The sequence below is a fragment of the Pseudomonas sp. G7(2022) genome (genome assembly GCF_052660475.1).
In genome coordinates, this window is the sequence record NZ_CP109659.1 from 4,470,232 (window position 1) to 4,489,336 (window position 19,105).

At 55.0% G+C, this 19,105-nt stretch carries 18 protein-coding genes; all 18 read right to left on the minus strand.

Annotated elements, in window-relative coordinates:
* Positions 1-8: 8 nt before the first annotated feature.
* Positions 9-1,157: an acyltransferase family protein gene (locus NE357_RS20320; RefSeq protein ID WP_169431363.1), complete on the minus strand. Its 1,149-nt coding sequence runs from the start codon at positions 1,155-1,157 to the stop codon at positions 9-11.
* 19 nt (positions 1,158-1,176) lie between these two features.
* Positions 1,177-1,632, minus strand: coding sequence for a hypothetical protein (locus NE357_RS20325; RefSeq protein ID WP_169431364.1), 456 nt, complete (start codon positions 1,630-1,632; stop codon positions 1,177-1,179).
* A 107-nt stretch (positions 1,633-1,739) separates the two neighbouring features.
* The gene (locus NE357_RS20330) at positions 1,740-2,798 is read right to left on the minus strand and encodes a glycosyltransferase (protein ID WP_169431365.1); all 1,059 of its coding nucleotides are present in this window, start codon (positions 2,796-2,798) and stop codon (positions 1,740-1,742) included.
* 1 nt (position 2,799) lies between these two features.
* The gene (locus NE357_RS20335) at positions 2,800-4,494 is read right to left on the minus strand and encodes a sulfotransferase family 2 domain-containing protein (protein ID WP_169431366.1); all 1,695 of its coding nucleotides are present in this window, start codon (positions 4,492-4,494) and stop codon (positions 2,800-2,802) included.
* 160 nt (positions 4,495-4,654) lie between these two features.
* Entirely contained in the window at positions 4,655-5,980 is a 1,326-nt protein-coding gene (locus tag NE357_RS20340) for an ABC transporter ATP-binding protein (RefSeq protein WP_169431367.1), read from the minus strand.
* Entirely contained in the window at positions 5,970-6,788 is an 819-nt protein-coding gene (locus NE357_RS20345; RefSeq protein WP_169431368.1) for an ABC transporter permease, read from the minus strand. The genes NE357_RS20340 and NE357_RS20345 overlap by 11 nt, the downstream gene beginning before the upstream one ends.
* 54 nt (positions 6,789-6,842) lie before the next feature.
* A complete protein-coding gene (locus NE357_RS20350; protein WP_169431369.1) occupies positions 6,843-7,832 on the minus strand; it encodes a glycosyltransferase family 2 protein in 990 nt (329 codons plus the stop codon).
* A 176-nt stretch (positions 7,833-8,008) separates the two neighbouring features.
* Positions 8,009-8,929: a glycosyltransferase gene (locus NE357_RS20355; protein ID WP_169431370.1), complete on the minus strand. Its 921-nt coding sequence runs from the start codon at positions 8,927-8,929 to the stop codon at positions 8,009-8,011.
* 55 nt (positions 8,930-8,984) lie between these two features.
* On the minus strand, positions 8,985-9,875 hold the full coding sequence (rfbA, locus tag NE357_RS20360; RefSeq protein WP_169431371.1) for a glucose-1-phosphate thymidylyltransferase RfbA: 891 nt from the start codon (positions 9,873-9,875) through the stop codon (positions 8,985-8,987).
* Entirely contained in the window at positions 9,872-10,765 is an 894-nt protein-coding gene (gene rfbD, locus NE357_RS20365) for a dTDP-4-dehydrorhamnose reductase (protein WP_169431372.1), read from the minus strand. Before rfbD ends, rfbA begins: the two co-directional genes overlap by 4 nt.
* Positions 10,762-11,838, minus strand: a complete 1,077-nt coding sequence (gene rfbB, locus NE357_RS20370) for a dTDP-glucose 4,6-dehydratase (RefSeq protein WP_169431373.1) — start codon at positions 11,836-11,838, stop codon at positions 10,762-10,764. Before rfbB ends, rfbD begins: the two co-directional genes overlap by 4 nt.
* Before the next feature lie 225 nt (positions 11,839-12,063).
* Positions 12,064-12,303, minus strand: a complete 240-nt coding sequence (locus NE357_RS20375; protein ID WP_169431374.1) for a lipopolysaccharide assembly protein LapA domain-containing protein — start codon at positions 12,301-12,303, stop codon at positions 12,064-12,066.
* A gap of 27 nt (positions 12,304-12,330) precedes the next feature.
* Positions 12,331-12,627, minus strand: a complete 297-nt coding sequence (ihfB, locus tag NE357_RS20380) for an integration host factor subunit beta (RefSeq protein ID WP_169431375.1) — start codon at positions 12,625-12,627, stop codon at positions 12,331-12,333.
* Positions 12,628-12,781: 154 nt separating this feature from the next.
* Positions 12,782-13,060 carry a hypothetical protein gene (locus tag NE357_RS20385; protein ID WP_169431376.1) on the minus strand — a complete coding sequence of 93 codons (279 nt, stop codon included), beginning with the start codon at positions 13,058-13,060 and terminating at the stop codon, positions 12,782-12,784.
* A 204-nt stretch (positions 13,061-13,264) separates the two neighbouring features.
* Complete coding sequence (gene rpsA / locus NE357_RS20390; protein WP_007950918.1) at positions 13,265-14,950, minus strand: 30S ribosomal protein S1; 1,686 nt, start codon at positions 14,948-14,950, stop codon at positions 13,265-13,267.
* A gap of 120 nt (positions 14,951-15,070) precedes the next feature.
* Complete coding sequence (gene cmk / locus NE357_RS20395) at positions 15,071-15,760, minus strand: (d)CMP kinase (protein ID WP_011335369.1); 690 nt, start codon at positions 15,758-15,760, stop codon at positions 15,071-15,073.
* The gene (locus NE357_RS20400; protein ID WP_249314445.1) at positions 15,757-17,964 is read right to left on the minus strand and encodes a bifunctional prephenate dehydrogenase/3-phosphoshikimate 1-carboxyvinyltransferase; all 2,208 of its coding nucleotides are present in this window, start codon (positions 17,962-17,964) and stop codon (positions 15,757-15,759) included. The genes cmk and NE357_RS20400 overlap by 4 nt, the downstream gene beginning before the upstream one ends.
* 28 nt (positions 17,965-17,992) lie before the next feature.
* Positions 17,993-19,105: a histidinol-phosphate transaminase gene (hisC, locus tag NE357_RS20405; protein ID WP_169431378.1), complete on the minus strand. Its 1,113-nt coding sequence runs from the start codon at positions 19,103-19,105 to the stop codon at positions 17,993-17,995.

Sequence of the window (19,105 nt, forward strand, 5' to 3'; positions counted from 1 at the left end):
AACAAGACCTACTTCCCTGCGCCAAGACGCTGGAGGCTCTTCAGAAATTTTACGAATGAAAACCCATCGACATCTCGAAGCTTCAGGAACGGCTTCTCAACCAAGCGATAAGTCAAATAAGCGAGCAGGTAAACACACAGAGTGAATATTGGATAAACGATCCAGGGATTATTATATATAGCCTCATGCAACCCAAATCTGTTCAACACCGAAATCACCAGGGTGAAGGCAAAAATATGCCCAAGGTAGATCGAGTAGGAGACCAGGCTCGTAAACTTGACAAAACGGTTGAGTAATTGCGAACGCGAAGGACGCAAATGGAAGAATGCGGGAATCAGAGCAGCAAAAAAAATCGCGGAACAGGAGAAAAACACTGACTGCAAAACTTTGTCATTTAACGTCCAAGGCACTCCCTGCTTTGTCAGAACAATGATGCCGACTACAAATGCCAAAGGGATATACCAAAAGCGGATAATCCGATCAAACAACGGTTTATGCCACGTATAGAGATAAGCCACCAGCACACCGAACCCAATGGCATCCAGACGATAGAGAACCACATAGCGGGCATCGTCATACCTGACCGGCTGGATTGGCATGCCAACACGGGCAAGAAACGGAACCACGATAAAAACCGCGATCGTTATCATCGCCGCCCGTTTTACGCTGGCGCCAAAACCGATCATCAGCAATATGAGCAAAGGGAACGTATAGTAAAACCATTCTTCTACAGCCAAGCTCCACGACAATCGATAAAAGTCTGTCATGGTCCAGGCGAAATTCTGAGCAAACACCAAGTATCGAAATTGCTCGCCGAAGGTCGTTGCACCTTGCCAGTCAAACTTCAACGAAACAAAGAAAAAGAACACGTAAAGCGGCAATGTTCTCATCCATCGGCGATACCAGAAGTTCGTGAGCCCTGCCGTTTTCGTTTCACCCCAACGCGCGGCCTCTTTAAGCAGAATTCGACCGATCAGGAAACCACTCAGGCAAAAAAACAAATCCACACCAAAAATGGCCAGAAATGCGAAATTTGACAGAATTGGGCTGGGAAGAGAGTGCCCCAGCATATGCCCGAATACGACAAGCAGGCATGCAAGCGTCCGACAGACATCAAGTCCGAAAGAACGATTGGGATCCGCAACAGCTGTGCTCATATCAATTCACTACCGAAGACTATTTGTTAAAGGAGACCTGCTTGTCCCAGAGGATTTCGCAGCAGTTGCCCTGCGGCGAACGGAACTGGCCAACCGCAACCCGATCAACGGTTGAAAGCCCGTACGCAACCTCATAGCGACAGTAAGCAATCCCCGATCGCGTCTCCGTGGACGTAGGCTTGAGGGAATTCAGGTTGAAATCCTTGTTGATAAAGCCTTCTGCCCCCGCCTTTGAGGTGTCTCGTGGATAAATATGGAGAAAAAAGTTATCCGGAACCTGAGCAACATCGCAGCCTTTGAGCTCCAGCTTGAGGGCATTGCTGACGACATCCAGCGTCACGTGATCCGAAACCGCTATCGACGCAGCACGTTCAACAGGCGCCTCGGTATCTCCCCAACGGGTAAAATACAAAACGCCGGCCGCCAAACAGATAAAAAAAGAAACAGAACTCAGAATCTTCAGGTCAATCTTCACTCAGTGCCTCTACTTCACAAACAATAAAACCAGCGACACCCTCGGTTCCATATCAAAGAGAGTCACTGGTTACGGCGCCGCAGCGCTGGAAAATTCGGTGCGCCGCGTCAGACGGCGCCTAGCTTACGAAGAAACTTACCCACCAGAGCTCGCCATCCAGTAGCAACAGCAACCGCAGGCTGCTCGGTGATCACTGCCGGGCTAAAAAAATCTTCTTTACCCGTAAGCCCGATGAAGTCCAGGTAATTGAAGCCATGCAGCGCTTCAATCTGCACCTGGGATTCGGCGTTCGTCATCAATCGATAAAGCAATTCGATACCGAAGAGCCTCGTACCTGAACAGGTGCCTGCATGAATTGCAACCATTGCCAATAGAAACTGGGTATTTGCACCCTGAGGCGTTACCCATTGCGCAGCTTCCGGAAAGATCTCAAGAATATCCGCTTGTGGCAAATCGACATAGTGTTGTTTCTGCAGATGCCATTCCAGCTTCAAGCGGGCTCGTCTATCCGGACGATCACCACTGGCATTGGACTGATCAGAGAAGATCCGGTGCAATGTCAGCTTTTCCTGAACGACATGGATATCGGACACCTTCAACAAACGGGTCCAAAGCTCCGCGTCATCGATCTGAGCATGCGCACACTTGTACAGTTCGCTTTGCTCGTAGGCACTGCGCCTGACCAGGGCACTCGGATGGCACAATCTGTTCTCGTTGAAAAACAGCGCACGCAGCCAGGCCGCTCGTGACTTGTTTGGCTGGTTGAACCAATCGATAGACAATGGCTGATTGTTTTCGTCAATACATTGCACATGGGAGAACACAGCACCGATGTGCGGATTGGCATCCAGCACAGCGACTTGCTTCTCCAGCTTGTCCAATGCCCAGGCATCATCCGAATGATGAATAGCGATGTAGTCACCGGTGCTCTGCGATTGGATAGCGCGATTAATATTGTAAATATAACGGCGAGTTCGATCATTTCGAACCTTGATAATCCGCGGATCATCATAGCGCTCGATAACTTCCCAGGAAGCATCTGGCGAAACATCATCAACGACAATCAGTTCCCAGTCACTATAGGTTTGATTGAGAACAGTATCAATCGCCTGCCCAATATACTTATCGTGATTATAGGAAGTCAGTACAACCGAAACCTTTGCCACCTTAATCTCCCTTGCGCCTTTTCATAATATGCACCGTCCTGCGCAATCGAGCGACGATTTTTGCATCAATATATTTGTAGGAGGTTAGATAGCGCTTGTGCTTAAGAGCAAACGCTTCACGCTCAGAAACAAGTGAGGCCACCTCCAACCGCGACCGCTCAAGATCAGCCCTCAACTGTGCTGACTCGGCCTTAGTCTGCTCGTGTGCAACTTTCGTCCGCTCGTGCTCGCCCTTCGTGTGTCCATGGTCGACCTGAGACTGATCGAGGAGTGATTTCAACTGACTAAAATCAGTCCTCAATTGTGCCAGCTCGCCTCTTGTCTGCTCGTGCGCAACTTTAGTCTGCTCGTGCTCGGCTTTCGTCTGTTCGTGGTCGACCTGCGCCTGTTCGTGCAGTAACTTCAACTGAAGAAAATCAGTTCTCAAATTTTCCAGTTCGGCTTTTGCCTGCTCGCACACAACTTTCGTCCGTTCGTGCTCGGCTCTTGCCTGCTCGTACTCAACTTTCGTCCGTTCGTGCTCGACTCTTGCCTGCTCGTACTCTGCTTTCGTCCGTTCGCGCTCGTCCCTCGCCTGCTCAATTACGAATTTCAACTCGTCAAGTTCAATCCTGGACTGATCGAGTTCCTTTTTTGAGAACTCAGTCTCTGCCTTCGAGCGCTCCAGCTCTATCCTGAGTTGCTGGCTTCGATCCGCCTCGACCTGCCCTGCCTGTTCGCTAAAGGCAGCCTGGAGCGCAAATAGCTGATCTTCCTTGCTCTTGCCGAAATCCATCCATGTCAGACGCTGCTCTGCGAGCCACTCCTTATCTTTCAACAACCCGGAAATTTGCTCAATGAAATACCGGCGCATTTCTCCAATGCGCTGATGCCGCCCACGCAGCAATTCAATCCCCTTGAGCGCTACCGTCAACTGCTCTTGCGAGAACGCTTCTTTCGCAGGAGGGATGGAAGTTGAGTAGTTATAGAATTCGAAGTCTTTCGCATAGAGCTCATCGATCACTGCCTTGGATCGCGGACTGATGAACTGCGGAAGATAAGGGATCAGGCTTTCGTTTGCTCTGGCCTTACTGAACGGACTGATGTACCCGTCACCGAGATGGCTGCGCAGCGCAGCATTGAGCGCTGCGGTGTCCTCGATTTTGGAAACGGCACTGTAGGAAAATATATCCGGCTGTAGCAAATCATATTGCGGTGTCCAGTGGGCGTCCTTGAAGTCGTTTCGTTCATTGGCGAACAGAAACTCAAGAAAACACTCGAAAGACGCGGTCACATCCGACATGGTCTCGACCGGAAAATCCACAAACGCCTGGCCTTCATACGGCTCGACTTGCAAAGGCTCGCGCAAAAGGATCTTCGACTGCCATGCAGAAAATATTCGCTTGTAGGGATTTCTCACCAGGGCAAAACTGAAATATCCCTCTGCCCTGGCACGCTCAAGCTGCTCGGGAGAACGCACGAGCAATTGAGGAGCAACGGCCAGCAACGTGTCATGAATCACCAGTTCGGGATCCGTCTCGGAGCTGATCTTCAATTGCTTGACAGCCTCAGCAACCCCCTCAAGCTCCGCGAACCACCACTTCAACGAGGTGCAGGCCACCTTCGGCGTAGCGATGTAGAGCAACTTGCGCTCATCCGAAACACAGCTATTCCAAGAAAAATAGTCCAGCAAGCGCTGGTGATCACTGCTCGTCATTACCGTCTACTCAGGCTTGTTTTTTTTCTTGGGAATGGAAATTTTAGCGGCATTAATGCACGTTATCTGCGTATCCGCCTGACAACCCTCAAATTCAGGCATGCTGTCAGCTGGCGTTTGAAACAATCCAACATTCCGGGGCTGAGCAAACGCTTTGCCTTCAGAACAGCTCAAGCGCTGGCTCATCGATAGACGCATCCATATAACCGAAAGATCTCGCACCTTGATCCGATACGAGCCGGAACATGATCGCATCCAGAATTCTGTGGCACAACGTGGGCTCAGTCTCCGACCAAACTCCACCACCGACAAAGTATACGCCGGGCAGCATCACCATCTGAAAGCTGAAAGTGATTCTGAATGCCCGCTCGGCACCTTCACATTCAAAATATTTTCCTTCCTCGGGAAAACGCTGACCCGTAATCACCACACCCGACACTGTACGAACATGCATGGCGAAGAAAATCCGTGATACGTTTTCGGTGATGACACCACGCATGACGATATCGTATTCCCCACCAGCCTTAAGCACATTGCAGCGTCGCCCCTGCTTGTCGAAAATTTCGAAGGCGTCGATCCGGGCACCCTGCTCCGGATAAACGGTAGTCGATTCAGGCACCATTCCCGCATCGAAGAACTGATCTTCCGGGGGAGCGTCCTGCGTCACCTCCACCTCCCGGGTCTCGGCGACTATCTTGTCGGAGCCAATCGACTTGAACTCTTCAATCAAGCGCGGCTGCTCTTCGACTGGAGCGTAGATGAGCTTCTGATAAGCCCGTACGACTTCCATCGGCGATCCCGTGCAGATCCGCTCGCCGCGCTCCATCAAGATCGCCCGATCACACAGCTCGACAACTTGAGGCCCCGAGTGGGACACAAACAAAATTGAAGTGCCCTTGGCCTTCAACTCATCGAGTCTCGCAAAGCACTTGCGCTGAAAGCGCTCATCTCCGACAGCCAACGCCTCATCGACAATCAGGATGTCCGGGTCAACCATCGCCTGAACGGCAAATGCCAAGCGTACGATCATGCCACTCGAGTAAGTCTTGACCGGTTGATGAATGAACTCGCCAATGTCGGCAAAAGCGGCAATGTCATCATAGCGCTCATCCACTTCTGCGCGGCTCAATCCGAGAATCGCGGCATTCATGTAGACGTTCTCATGCCCGGTGAACTCCGGATTGAACCCCGACCCAAGCTCAAGCAGGGCACCGATCCGGCCCTGGGTCTGAACATCGCCGACACTCTGGTTCAACGTTCCACAAATGACCTGAAGCAATGTCGACTTGCCGCTTCCGTTACGGCCGACGATACCGACGGTTTCGCCTTTCTTGATATCGAAGGAAACGTTTTTGAGCGCCCAGAACTCACGGTAATACTGCTTGCGCTGACCGGCGAACATTTGCAGGAGCCGATCACGCGGCTTGTCATAAATGTGATAACACTTACTGACATTCTGAAGATTAATCGCAATTTCAGAGGACATCGGCAAACCCCTTTCTGGTCTTCTGGAAGAAGGCGAACCCGAGGTAAGCCACCGCAATAGCCACGCCTGCGTAGATGCCGAGCGCCTGCCAGTCGGGCTCCTGTCCAAAAAACAGAACGGCCCTGACATTTTCGACAACAATGGTCAACGGATTGAGCGCCAGAAGACCTCGATAGTCCTCCGGTACAGCCGTCGCAGGATAAAAGATCGGTGCAAGAAACATCAGGCCGCTTGTCACCAGTGCGATGAAATGCGCGACATCCCGCATGTAAACGCCTATGGAGGCCAATCCCCAGGAAAGTCCAAGGATGATCAACAGCAAAGGCGCAACAACCAGTGGCAGGTAAAGGGCCGTAACCGGCGGCAAGCCAAAAAACACCGCGTAGGCAAGCAGCCAGACTATCAAGCTGACGAACGCGTGAAACACGGAGGATCCTGCAATCACGCAGGGCAATATCTCCAATGGAAACACTACCTTTTTTACGTAATTGGCATTCGAAATGATCAGGTTTGGCGCTCTGGTCACGCACTCGGAAAACAGGTTGAAAACCATCAAACCCGCAAACAGTATTAGAGCGAATTCCGCTTTTGAACCACTAGCACCGGCCCAGCGAGAATTGAAAACGTAGCTGAATACGAACGTATAGATGGCAAGCATCACGATCGGATTGAAGAACGACCAGAGAATGCCCATGAAGGAGCCTCGATAACGACCGATGACCTCCCGCTTGATAAGCGCAACAATAAGTGCGCGATTTTGCCAGACGCCGGTAAACATGGCGCCAGGTGCCGCCGAAAATTTCTGCATTAACCCGCGACCTCAAAAAAACTCATCTTCAACCCCTTTTGAAAGCACTCATTCTCAAATTCCTTTGAAAATGGTTGCCACTATCAGTCCCAGATTACCGAGGAGCGTCTGTCGATAAACGCCCGAGCGCCACATCTTGATCAAACGACCAGGCATGCTTTGACTACGAGCCGCCTTGAATCGACGAAGCACCTCGCGATTTTTTTCTGTAAGAAGAAATTCGACAGCATCCAGAGCGCAGATGTTCTGATCGATCCAGCCTCTGAGACGCCCTTGAAACAGCTTGTGAATACGCATCAATGCCGCCATGAAACCAGCATTGGCACCAATAGAGTTTGACTGATGCTGACGGTAGAAAAGACGCGGAACCTGATCGAAATAGAACCGCCCCCCCGCTCCAGTCACAAGCAGATAGGCCCACCAGTCATGAGCCACAATGCCCTGAGACGGTCCAGCCTTCAGCAGCTCATGCGTCGCCCGGTTGAAGACCATGGTATTTCCGGCAGCGACGTTCTGCACAAGCGCATTGGGAAAGCCGAAAGCGCGGGAGAACGCTGGCGTACTGCCAACATCCGCACCGGACTCATTGACCACCGTTGTCCGAGAGGCGTACAGCGCAGGCACCTCAACCGGCACCTGGCGCAACCACGCCAAAGCGGAACTCAGCTTGTCGCGAGACCAGATATCATCCTGATCCGACCAGGCGTAGAAATCAGCACTGACCGTTTCCAGACAGGTGACCGACATGAAATTATCGGCGAACCCTGTTTGAGGCCCGGAAAGCAAAGAGACTTTTTCTTTTCCATGGCGCGCCTGAAAAGCCTTGAGAACATCCAGTGTCGAATCGGTCGAACCGTCATCGGAAACAAACAAGTGCCACCGCGTGTGATCCTGATGCTCAATAGACGCCAATTGCTCAGCAAGGAATCGATCACCATTGTAAGAGCACATCAGGATCGCGACAGACTCATCCTTCGATGGCACTTCGACTGCGCCAAAATCCGGACTGGAATTCGCCGCATCCGCTGATATTGGGCTTGACACTGTATGCTCCATTTCAATTAAACGCCGGCCACGGGCCCCGAATCATCTCCAGTGCCTCACGCCACACCTGCTCCATCCGATCCTTTCACGAAGCGCGCGATTATAGAGAACTTTCATCATCGATTGTTAGGCTTCAAGCACGCCCGTTAAAAACACAAAAGGCATTCAAGGCCCGATCAGGATTTCGTACCGATCACAGCCGTAAGACAGCACACAAAAAAGAATAAAACCTTGTCCCGAAAGCGGCGCCGGCACTGCCCTCCCCGGACCGAAAGCAATAGCAGATCGCGCCGCCTCAACTTCAACCAGCTTCTGACAAATGGCGCATTACCTACTCCGACAAGCTGCGCGATTGTTCTGACCTGCTTGAACCACCACCCTTCATGAATAGTGACATAGCGCTGAAACAACGATGCCAACCCCGTATTGGCCCCGACCTGATTATTCTCGTGCTGCCGATAAAGCATGCTGGAGTGGGAATCGATAAACCATTCGAACCCATGACTTCGGGCAAACGCATAGCTGTACCAGTCATGCAGCGTGACCTGCTGCAACGACTCCCAGTCGCAAACGACCTGCTGGCGCAGCGAACCCGCGAGCGCCGGGCTGAACACGTAGGTACAGCCCGGCCCCGCTGCCTCGAACAGAAAATCCCAGGCAACTTGCGGCTGGCTCTTGTCAAGAAGGACCGTTTTTCCATCCGGCCAGAAAGCCGTGACATTGCTTGAATAAGCATCGACACCGCGAGAAGCGATCTGCTGAGTCGCACGCAAAAGCTTGTCGGGTTGCCAGATATCATCCTGATCGGCAAAGGCTACCGCATCGTAACCGTGCGGATCGACATCGCGAATCAAGCGAAAAAAGTTGCGTGCAGCCCCACCAAAACGACCGGCGGGCGGCAAGAGAATCACACGATCGTCGAGAGCTGCGAATGCCTCGCACCACGCTTCGGTACCGTCATCGGACAAGTCAACACTGATATATACAGTGACATCGACGCCAGACTGGTCAAGGATCGAGGCCAACTGCTCCTCGATCCACTGCATGCCATTATAGGCTGCCAGCAAAACCGCGATCTTCGGATGTTTTACTGGCATGCCATTCCTGCTTGCAGCATTTGTACGCATCGATTGAAAGCTCTTCGCTTTCAAATCAGCGAGAAGGCGAGTCCAGCAGTTTCTGCAAATACTGGCCGTAACCTGTTTTCTTCAGTGCATCCGCCTGAGCCTTCAACTGCTCGGCAGTGATCCATTTGTTGTTGTAGGCAATCTCTTCCAGGCACGCCACTTTCAAGCCCTGACGCTGCTCGATGGTATGCACGAAGTGACTGGCTTCCAGCAACGAGTCGTGAGTACCGGTATCAAGCCAGGCGAATCCACGACCAAGCATCTCGACGTTGAGCGACTTCTGATTGAGATAGGCGCTGTTCACATCGGTAATTTCCAGCTCGCCACGCTCGGACGGCTTGATATTCTTGGCGATCTCGACAACCTGATTGTCGTAGAAATACAGCCCCGTCACCGCGTAGTTGGACTTCGGCTTCAACGGTTTCTCTTCAATGCTCAGCGCCCGACCCGTTTCATCGAATTCGACCACACCGAAGCGCTCTGGATCGGATACGTGGTAACCGAACACGGTAGCACCGGACTGCTGCGAACTGGCAGAGCGCAGGTTGTCCGAGAAATGCTGGCCGTAGAAGATGTTGTCACCCAGAATCAGGCAGCAAGGGTCCTTGCCGATGAACTCTTCGCCGATGATGAACGCTTGCGCCAGACCATCCGGGCTAGGTTGTTCCGCATAGGTCAGCTTGATGCCGTACAAGCTGCCGTCACCGAGCAATTTTTTGAAGTTCGGCAGATCTTCCGGAGTGGAAATGATCAGGATTTCGCGCATGCCCGCAAGCATCAGCACCGACAGCGGATAGAAGATCATCGGCTTGTCGTAAATCGGCAGCATCTGCTTGGACACACCCAGAGTAAGCGGGTGCAGGCGAGTGCCCGATCCGCCGGCGAGGATGATGCCTTTACGATTTGTCGTTATCATTTGTTTAGAACTTCCCTAAGCATTCGAGTTACACCACTTTGCCAGTCCGGCAAGTGTAGAGAAAAATTGGTGCGCAGTTTCTGAGTATTCAATCGCGAATTCAGCGGACGACGAGCGGGAGTCGGGTAGGCGACGGCATCGATCGGATTGATCACCTGAACAGCCAGCTCTTCACCGCTGGCCTTGGCAAAATCAAGCACATGCCGGGCGTAACCGTGCCAGGAAACCTCCCCTGCGGCGGCCAGATGATACAAACCCGCCAGCTCAGGCCGGGTCAACGCTTGCTGCAGCGCAAGGGCGGTGACATCAGCGATCAGTTCAGCACCGGTCGGCGCCCCCACCTGGTCATTGATGACATTCAGCTCTTGACGCTCCCTTGCCAGACGCAACATGGTCTTGGCAAAGTTCTGGCCTCGCGCTGCAAAAACCCAACTGGTGCGAAAAATCAGGTGCTTGCACCCCGACGCCTGGATCGCCATCTCTCCAGCAAGCTTGCTTTCGCCATAGCGATTCAACGGCGCGGGAACATCGCTTTCCTGCCATGGCGTCTGACCCTTGCCGTCAAACACATAGTCCGTGGAATAGTGAACGAGCCAGGCCCCCAGGCGCACAGCCTCTTCGGCCATCACCTGGATCGCCTGACCGTTGACCCGCAGAGCCAGCTCGGATTCCGACTCCGCCTTGTCAACCGCATTGTAGGCGGCTGCATTGACGATCACATCCGGCCGGACCTGATCGATGGTGTCACGCAAGGCCGACAGGTTTGCCAGATCACCGCACAAGCCGTCAATCGTCTGCCGATCCAGCGCAATCAGCTCGCCAAGCGGAGCAAGTGAGCGTTGCAGCTCCCACCCCACCTGCCCATTCTTACCCAGCAGAAGAATCTTCATGCCTGATTCGAGCGATCCGAATAATTCTGATCGATCCACTGCTGATAGCTGCCGCTCTTGACGTGCTCCACCCACTCAGAGTTGTTCAAGTACCACTCAACGGTCTTGCGGATGCCGGAATCAAAGGTTTCTTCCGGGGTCCAGCCCAGCTCCCGCTGGATTTTGCTCGCATCGATCGCGTAGCGCTGGTCATGGCCCGGACGATCCTGAACGTAAGTGATCAGCTTGGCATGAGGACGATGCAGGGAATCAGGACGCAACTCGTCGAGCAGAGCACACAAAGTGTTCACCACTTCGATGTTTTGCTTTTCGTTATGACCGCCGATGTTATAGGTCTCGCCGATAACGCCTTCAGTCACGACCTTGTACAGGGCGCGGGCATGATCCTCGACATACAGCCAGTCTCGAACCTGATTACCCTTGCCATAAACCGGCAAAGGCTTGCCTTCCAGCGCATTGAGAATGATCAGCGGGATCAGTTTCTCCGGGAAGTGGCAAGGGCCATAGTTGTTCGAGCAGTTGGTAACCAGGGTCGGCAGACCGTACGTACGGGCCCAGGCACGAACCAGGTGATCAGAGCTGGCCTTGCTGGCCGAGTACGGCGAACTTGGCTGATACGGGGTAGTTTCGGTAAAGAGATCCTCTGGACCTTCCAGGTCGCCGTAAACCTCATCCGTAGAAATATGATGAAAACGGAAAGCAGCCTTGCGCGCATCATCCAACGCTGCCCAATAGTGGCGCGCAGCCTCAAGCAACGTGTAAGTACCGATGATATTGGTCTGGATGAACTCCGAAGGGCCGGAAATCGAGCGATCAACGTGGGACTCGGCCGCGAGATGCATGATGGCATCCGGCTGATGCTCACGCAGAACACGGTCGATCTGCTCGCGATCGCAGATATCGACGCGCTCAAACGCATAACGCGAGTTCTGACTCACCTCGGCCAGCGACTCCAGGTTACCGGCGTAAGTCAGCTTATCGACGTTGACGACAGCGTCGTTAGTGTTGGAAATGATGTGACGGATGACAGCCGAGCCGATAAACCCGGCGCCGCCGGTAACTAGAATTTTCACGCGAAACCATACCCTTGAGCTGCGGACTGCGCTCCCAAACGAGCGCTGTCTAATCCATGAATGCAAAAGCCGTCAAAGATACGGCCTCTGTCAAAGTCAGTCTGAATCGATGCGGGGTCAAGCCACTATCGAACAAGGGATGCATTTTACAGCTTAATTAACGTTTTACTAATGGATAAAGCCATGCGACGGAGCAATTCGACAAACGCCCCGCTGCAATCAGCTCTATACCAGAGGCTTTCTCAGAATTCTGGACGAACGTCCAAGAAGCCACCCCAGGATCGGCCCGATCAGCATACCGACGAGCAACGCCGTGACGACTATCAAGGACACTGGAAGTGCAGGCCCCGACCACCCGAGAAACAACAGGGAAACCGATTGCTGATTCTCAAGGACAAAAGCCAGAATCACCAACACAAGTAAAAGAATGAAAATACCCAGAAACAGGCGCTTGAAGTTACGCATAAGCAACTCCCGGTTTGATAGCGGCCGTCAAACCCCCTCCTCCTCTTCGTCATTCACTCGATCACGCAGCTCTTTTCCAGGCTTGAAATGCGGAACGAACTTGCCGTCGAGACTGACAGACTGACCTGTCTTTGGATTACGCCCCACGCGCGGTGCGCGATAGTGCAGGGAAAAGCTGCCAAAACCACGGATCTCGATGCGATCGCCAGTGGCCAGACATTGGGACATTTGCTCAAGCATAGTCTTGATGGCCAACTCCACATCCTTCGATGAGAGCAGCCCTTGATGGGTGACAATTCGTTCGATCAACTCCGACTTCGTCATATTTTTCCCTTCTTTTTCAAGCAGCTAGATCAGCGCTTGAAAGGTTTTAGCACGCCCGGAAGAATTTGAACAGCCCAGGGGTTGACATATCTTTCACCGCATCGAAAGGCCTGTTTTCCGGACACCCAACCACTCCGGACAGATCAGCCCGAACCTAACGACAAATCACCAGCATGGTTCGAGTCACGAACCCTGCAGGATTGAAGCCGAACGGAAACCCATCCTCATCCTTCGCATCATCGGATCGAGTAACAACCTTATAGCCCGCCCCCTTACACTCCTTTGCCGCGCGCTTTTGACACTTCTCCCAGCCAGACCCCAGACCGGAGCAATCAACTTCGATACCGCTGACTCCACGCGCCGCGTGAGTCTTTGCATTTGTGACGCAACCGGCCAATGCCAGTGCACCCATCAAGACAATCAGCTTGTTCATTCATTTCCTTATGCCAGGCCGGCAGCCCGACTACTGCGATCTCAAACCAAGCCTAGCTGCTAACAGGCGATTGATCCCAATAAAGAAACAGACCACTTAGAAACTCGATTGGTTTCGCTGGCGCACCACACCCCTGACCGACCACTGAATCGCAGGCACAAAAAAGGGCGACCGAAGTCGCCCTTTTTAATGATCAGACAGAACTCAGTTCTGTTTGGCCATTGCTTGACGCAGCAGTGCCGCCATGGTGGTGTCAGCTGCTTCACCTTCCGGAGCTGCTTTCAGGCTCTGGATGGCTTCTTTCTCTTCAGCATCATCTTTCGACTTGATCGAGAGCTGGATTACGCGGCTCTTGCGATCAACGCTGATGATCTTGGCTTCTACTTGCTGGCCTTCTTTCAGAACGTTGCGCGCGTCTTCAACGCGGTCACGGCTGATTTCGGAGGCTTTCAGAGTCGCTTCGATATCGTCGGCCAGAACGATGATGGCGCCTTTGGCGTCAACTTCTTTCACGGTGCCAGTAACGATTGCGCCTTTGTCGTTAACCGAGACGTACTCGGAGAACGGATCGCTTTCCAGCTGCTTGATACCCAGGGAGATACGCTCACGCTCCGGGTCAACCGACAGGATAACGGTGTCCAGCTCGTCGCCCTTCTTGAAACGACGTACGGCTTCTTCGCCCACTTCGTTCCAGGAGATGTCGGACAGGTGAACCAGACCGTCGATGCCGCCGTCCAGACCAATGAAGATACCGAAATCGGTGATCGACTTGATGGTGCCGGAGATCTTGTCGCCCTTGTTGAACTGGCCAGAGAAGTCTTCCCATGGGTTCGACTTGCACTGCTTGATGCCCAGGGAGATACGACGACGCTCTTCGTCGATGTCCAGAACCATAACTTCCACTTCGTCGCCGACTTGTACGACTTTCGAAGGGTGGATGTTCTTGTTGGTCCAGTCCATTTCCGAAACGTGTACCAGACCTTCAACGCCTTCTTCCAGCTCAGCGAAGCAGCCGTAGTCGGTCAGGTTGGTTACACGAGCGGTAACGCGAGTGCTTTCTGGGTAACGGGCTTTGATAGCAACCCATGGATCTTCGCCCAGTTGCTTCAGGCCCAGGGAAACACGATTGCGCTCGCGATCGTACTTCAGAACCTTGACGTCGATCTCGTCGCCAACATTGACGATTTCGGAAGGGTGCTTGATACGCTTCCACGCCATGTCGGTGATGTGCAGCAGGCCGTCCACGCCACCCAGATCGACGAATGCGCCGTAATCGGTGAGGTTTTTGACGATACCTTTGACTTGCTGGCCTTCCTGCAGGGATTCCAGCAGAGCTTCACGCTCGGCGGAGTTCTCGGCTTCCAGGACGCTGCGACGGGAAACGACAACGTTGTTGCGCTTCTGGTCCAGCTTGATGACCTTGAATTCCAGCTCTTTGCCTTCCAGATGCGTGGTGTCGCGCACTGGACGGACGTCAACCAGGGAACCTGGCAGGAACGCACGGATGCCGTTAACGTCGACAGTGAAGCCGCCTTTAACCTTACCGTTGATAACGCCCTTGACCACTTCCTCAGCTGCGAAGGCTGCTTCCAGAACGATCCAGCATTCAGCGCGCTTGGCTTTTTCACGGGACAGCTTGGTTTCACCGAAACCGTCTTCAACCGAGTCCAGAGCAACGTGAACTTCGTCACCGACGTTGATGTTCAGTTCGCCAGCGTCGTTGTAGAACTGCTCCAGAGGGATCAGTGCTTCGGACTTCAAGCCAGCGTGAACGGTTACCCAGCGAGCCTGGTAATCGATATCAACGATAACACCGGTGATGATGGAGCCTGCCTGAAGGTTCAGGGTCTTTAGGCTTTCTTCAAAGAGTTCCGCAAAGCTTTCGCTCATTTTAATTCCTGTTGATTAGGGCGAAAAAGTACGCCCATCTCCACATCCCAGACAATGTGGGTTAGTTTCATTAAAAAGAAGCACCGCAGGACTATGACTGGTCCCCTGTGGCCTTCTTGGTCACCCGGCGATATCGCGAATGGCGATCTCGCTCATGATGCGTTCAAGCACCTGATCGATGGACAACTCCGTGGAATCCAGCTGTATGGCGTCGGCCGCCGGCTTGAGCGGGGCCACCGCTCGCTGGGTATCACGCTCGTCGCGCGCACGGATCTCATCTAGCAGACTCGACAGACTAACACCCTCGACTTTGCCCTTCAACTGCAAATATCGACGGCGCGCCCGCTCCTCGGCACTGGCGGTCAGGAAAATCTTCAAAGGCGCATTCGGAAACACCACCGTTCCCATGTCGCGACCATCGGCCACCAGACCCGGTGCTTCCTGGAAAGCACGCTGGCGTTGAAGCAGCGCCTCGCGCACGGCCGGCAATGCAGCCACCTGGGAAGCGCCGGAACCGACGCTCTCGGTGCGGATGACATCGCTGACTTCATCACCTTCCAGAATGATGCGCTGCAACTGACCGTCGGTCGCTGCAATAAACTGCACATCCAGATGAGCGGCGAGTTTTTTCAGCAGTTCTTCATTGGTCAGGTCGACACCATGGTTGTGCGCAGCAAACGCCAACAGGCGATACAGCGCTCCGGAATCCAGCAGATTCCAGCCCAGACGCTTGGCCAAAATCCCGGCTACGGTGCCTTTGCCCGAGCCGCTTGGCCCATCGATGGTGATGACCGGAGCAATGTTGTTCACGACTGAGCCTCTTGCGCCACACGAATGCCGACCTGCGCGCACAGCGCCAGGAAGTTCGGGAACGATGTCGCGACGTTGGCGCAATCATGGATGCGGATCGGTGCAGAGGCACGCAGCGAGGCCACGCTGAAAGCCATCGCGATACGGTGATCGCCATGACCATGCACTTCGCCGCCGCCGATCTGGCCGCCGTCGATAATGATGCCGTCCGGGGTCGGTTCGCACTTGACGCCCAGCGCCAGCAAACCGTCCGCCATGACCTGGATACGATCCGATTCCTTGACCCGCAGCTCTTCGGCGCCAGTCAGCACGGTGCGCCCTTCGGCACAGGCTGCAGCCACGAACAGTACCGGGAATTCGTCGATGGCCAGCGGAACCAGCGCTTCCGGAATCTCGATACCCTTGAGTTTAGCTGCTCGCACGCGAAGATCCGCTACTGGCTCGCCACCCACCTCACGCTGGTTTTCCAGGGTGATATCGGCGCCCATCAGACGCAGGATGTCGATCACACCGGTGCGGGTCGGGTTGATGCCGACGTGCTCGAGCACCAGCTCGGAACCTTCGGCGATCGACGCCGCCACCAGGAAGAATGCCGACGACGAGATGTCGCCTGGCACTTCGATTTGGGTCGCGGCCAGCTTGCCGCCGGACTCGACCGATGCCGTCGCACCGTCGACGCTCACCGAATAGCCGAAGCCGCGCAACATGCGCTCGGTATGATCACGGGTAGGTGCCGGCTCGGTAACAGTGGTCTTGCCTTCGGCGTACAGACCCGCCAGCAGCAGGCAGGATTTCACCTGAGCACTGGCCATCGGCATGGTGTAGGTCAGGCCTTTGAGCTTGTGACCGCCGCGAATGGTCATCGGCGGACGACCGTCGGCAGCGGTTTCGATCACGGCGCCCATTTCCCGCAGCGGGTTGGCCACGCGATTCATCGGACGCTTGGACAGCGAAGCATCACCGGTCAGGGTGCTGTCGAAGTCCTGCGCGGCCAGCAGGCCGGACAGCAGGCGCATCGAAGTGCCGGAGTTGCCCAGATAGATCGGGCCCGGCGCAGGTTTCAGGCCATGCAGGCCGACACCATGGATGGTCACGCGACCATGATGCGGGCCTTCGATGACCACACCCATGTCGCGAAACGCCTGCAAGGTCGCCAGGGCATCTTCGCCCTCAAGGAAGCCTTCGACTTCGGTGACGCCATCAGCCAGGGAGCCGAGCATGATCGAACGGTGGGAAATCGATTTGTCACCCGGTACGCGAATCCGACCGGACAGGCGGCCACCAGGTTGAGCCAGGAAAATCAGATCGTTGGAATTCATAGCGTCCACATAGGCCCTGCGGGCCAGGATTTTACTGAAATGCTCGCGGGCAACCCGGGCGCGCGTGAAGACGCCCAACAATTGGTGCCCATCCTCTGCATCGACCGCGTCGCGCAAGGCGTCGAGGTCGCTGCGAAATGTATCGAGTGTGCGCAGGACAGCCTCGCGGTTGGCGAGAAAGATGTCATGCCACATGACCGGGTCGCTTCCGGCGATTCTTGTGAAATCGCGAAAACCACCCGCAGCGTAACGGAAGATCTCAAGGTTTTCATTGCGCTTGGCCAGCGAATCGACCAGACCGAAGGCCAGCAGGTGCGGCAGATGACTGGTCGCGGCCAGCACTTCATCGTGACGCTCGACCTGCATGTGCTCGACGTCGGCGCCCAGCTCGCGCCACAAGCGATCAACCACCGCCAGGGCAGCCGGATCGGTCTGCTCCAGCGGGGTCAGAATCACCTTGTGACGACGAAACAGCTCCGAGTTGGAGGCTTCCACCCCGCTCTGCTCGGAGCCGGCAATCGGATGGCCCGGCACGAAACGCGCCGGCATGCCGCCGAACGCTTCGGTCGCCGCGCGCACCACATTGCCCTTGGCGCTGCCGACATCCGTGAGGATCGCCTGACCCAGATCCATGCCGGCCAGGCGGGCCAGCACTTTTTCCATGGCCAGGATCGGCACCGCCAACTGAATCACGTCCGCGCCCTGGCAAGCCGCCACCAGGTCATCTTCGCAACGATCCACCACGCCCAACTCGACCGCCAGCTTGCGCGATTGCGGGTCGAGATCGACCCCGACCACTTCGCGGCACACGCCGCTCTCACGCAAGCCCTTGGCAAACGATCCACCGATCAACCCCAGACCGACCACCACCAGGCGCCCGATCATAGGTGCAGCAGATTGCAGCGCAGTGACATCACCCACGAGCCAAAACCTTGCGCAGCGCTTCGAGGAAGCGGCTGTTTTCCGCCGGCAGACCGATGGTCACCCGCAGATGGTTCGGCATGCCGTAGTTGGCCACCGGACGCACGATCACGCCTTCGCGCAGCAGGCCCTGGAACACCGGAGCCGCCACGTGACCGAGATCGACACAGATAAAGTTGCCCTTGGACGGAATCCAGCTCAGACCCAGCTCGCGAAAACCCGCTTCCAGCTGTTGCATGCCGGATTCGTTGAGCTGACGGCTCTGCGCCAGGTATTCCTCGTCCTTCAGTGCCGCACAGGCCGCAGCCAAGGCCAGGCTGTTGACGTTGAACGGCTGGCGTACACGATTCAGCACGTCTGCCACCACCGGGGTGGACAGCCCATAGCCAACGCGCAGTGCCGCCAGGCCATAAGCCTTGGAGAAGGTGCGCGAGACCAGCAGGTTCGGATAAGCCGCGAGGAAATCCAGGCCATCCGGCAGATCGCTGCCTTCGGCGTATTCGATGTAGGCCTCGTCCAGCACCACCAGCACGTGCTCCGGCACGTCCTGCAGGAACTCGTCCAGCGCCTCGGCGCCGAACCAGGTACCAGTTGGATTGTTCGGGTTGGCAATGAACACCACGCGCGTGTTGGCATCGATGGCGGCCAGCATCGCCGGCAAGTCATGGCCCCAGTCCTTGGCCGGCACGACCTTGGCCTGAGCACCGACTGCCTGGGTCGCAATCGGATAGACCGCGAACGCGTGCTCGCTGAACACCGCATTCAGGCCCGGCGCCAGATAGGCACGCGCTACCAGTTCGAGAATGTCGTTGGAGCCGTTACCCAGAGTCACCTGGTTCAGCTCGACGCGGCACTGCTCGGCCAGCAGGGATTTGAGCGCGAAACCGTTGCCGTCCGGATAGCGGGTCAGTTCGTCCAGCGCTTCGCGGATGGCGGCCAGCGCTTTCGGGCTGGCGCCCAACGGGTTTTCGTTGCTCGCCAGTTTGACGATGCTCGCCGGATCCAGATCCAGCTCGCGTGCCAGTTCGTCCACGGGCTTGCCCGGCACGTATGGCGAAAGTTGTTGCACGCCCGGCTGTGCCAGAGCGAGGAAGTTGCCACTCAT

Bases quoted from the DNA above. Each gene is read 5' to 3' on its own strand.
- NE357_RS20320 (WP_169431363.1), bottom strand. From the start codon at position 1,157: ATGAGCACAGCTGTTGCGGATCCCAATCGTTCTTTCGGACTTGATGTC.
- NE357_RS20335 (WP_169431366.1), bottom strand. From the start codon at position 4,494: ATGACGAGCAGTGATCACCAGCGCTTGCTGGACTATTTTTCTTGGAAT.
- NE357_RS20340 (WP_169431367.1), bottom strand. From the start codon at position 5,980: ATGTCCTCTGAAATTGCGATTAATCTTCAGAATGTCAGTAAGTGTTAT.
- NE357_RS20345 (WP_169431368.1), bottom strand. From the start codon at position 6,788: ATGCAGAAATTTTCGGCGGCACCTGGCGCCATGTTTACCGGCGTCTGG.
- NE357_RS20355 (WP_169431370.1), bottom strand. From the start codon at position 8,929: ATGCCAGTAAAACATCCGAAGATCGCGGTTTTGCTGGCAGCCTATAAT.
- rfbA (WP_169431371.1), bottom strand. From the start codon at position 9,875: ATGATAACGACAAATCGTAAAGGCATCATCCTCGCCGGCGGATCGGGC.
- rfbD (WP_169431372.1), bottom strand. From the start codon at position 10,765: ATGAAGATTCTTCTGCTGGGTAAGAATGGGCAGGTGGGGTGGGAGCTG.
- NE357_RS20375 (WP_169431374.1), bottom strand. From the start codon at position 12,303: ATGCGTAACTTCAAGCGCCTGTTTCTGGGTATTTTCATTCTTTTACTT.
- ihfB (WP_169431375.1), bottom strand. From the start codon at position 12,627: ATGACGAAGTCGGAGTTGATCGAACGAATTGTCACCCATCAAGGGCTG.
- NE357_RS20385 (WP_169431376.1), bottom strand. From the start codon at position 13,060: ATGAACAAGCTGATTGTCTTGATGGGTGCACTGGCATTGGCCGGTTGC.
- rpsA (WP_007950918.1), bottom strand. From the start codon at position 14,950: ATGAGCGAAAGCTTTGCGGAACTCTTTGAAGAAAGCCTAAAGACCCTG.
- NE357_RS20400 (WP_249314445.1), bottom strand. From the start codon at position 17,964: ATGATCGGGCGCCTGGTGGTGGTCGGTCTGGGGTTGATCGGTGGATCG.
- hisC (WP_169431378.1), bottom strand. From the start codon at position 19,105: ATGAGTGGCAACTTCCTCGCTCTGGCACAGCCGGGCGTGCAACAACTT.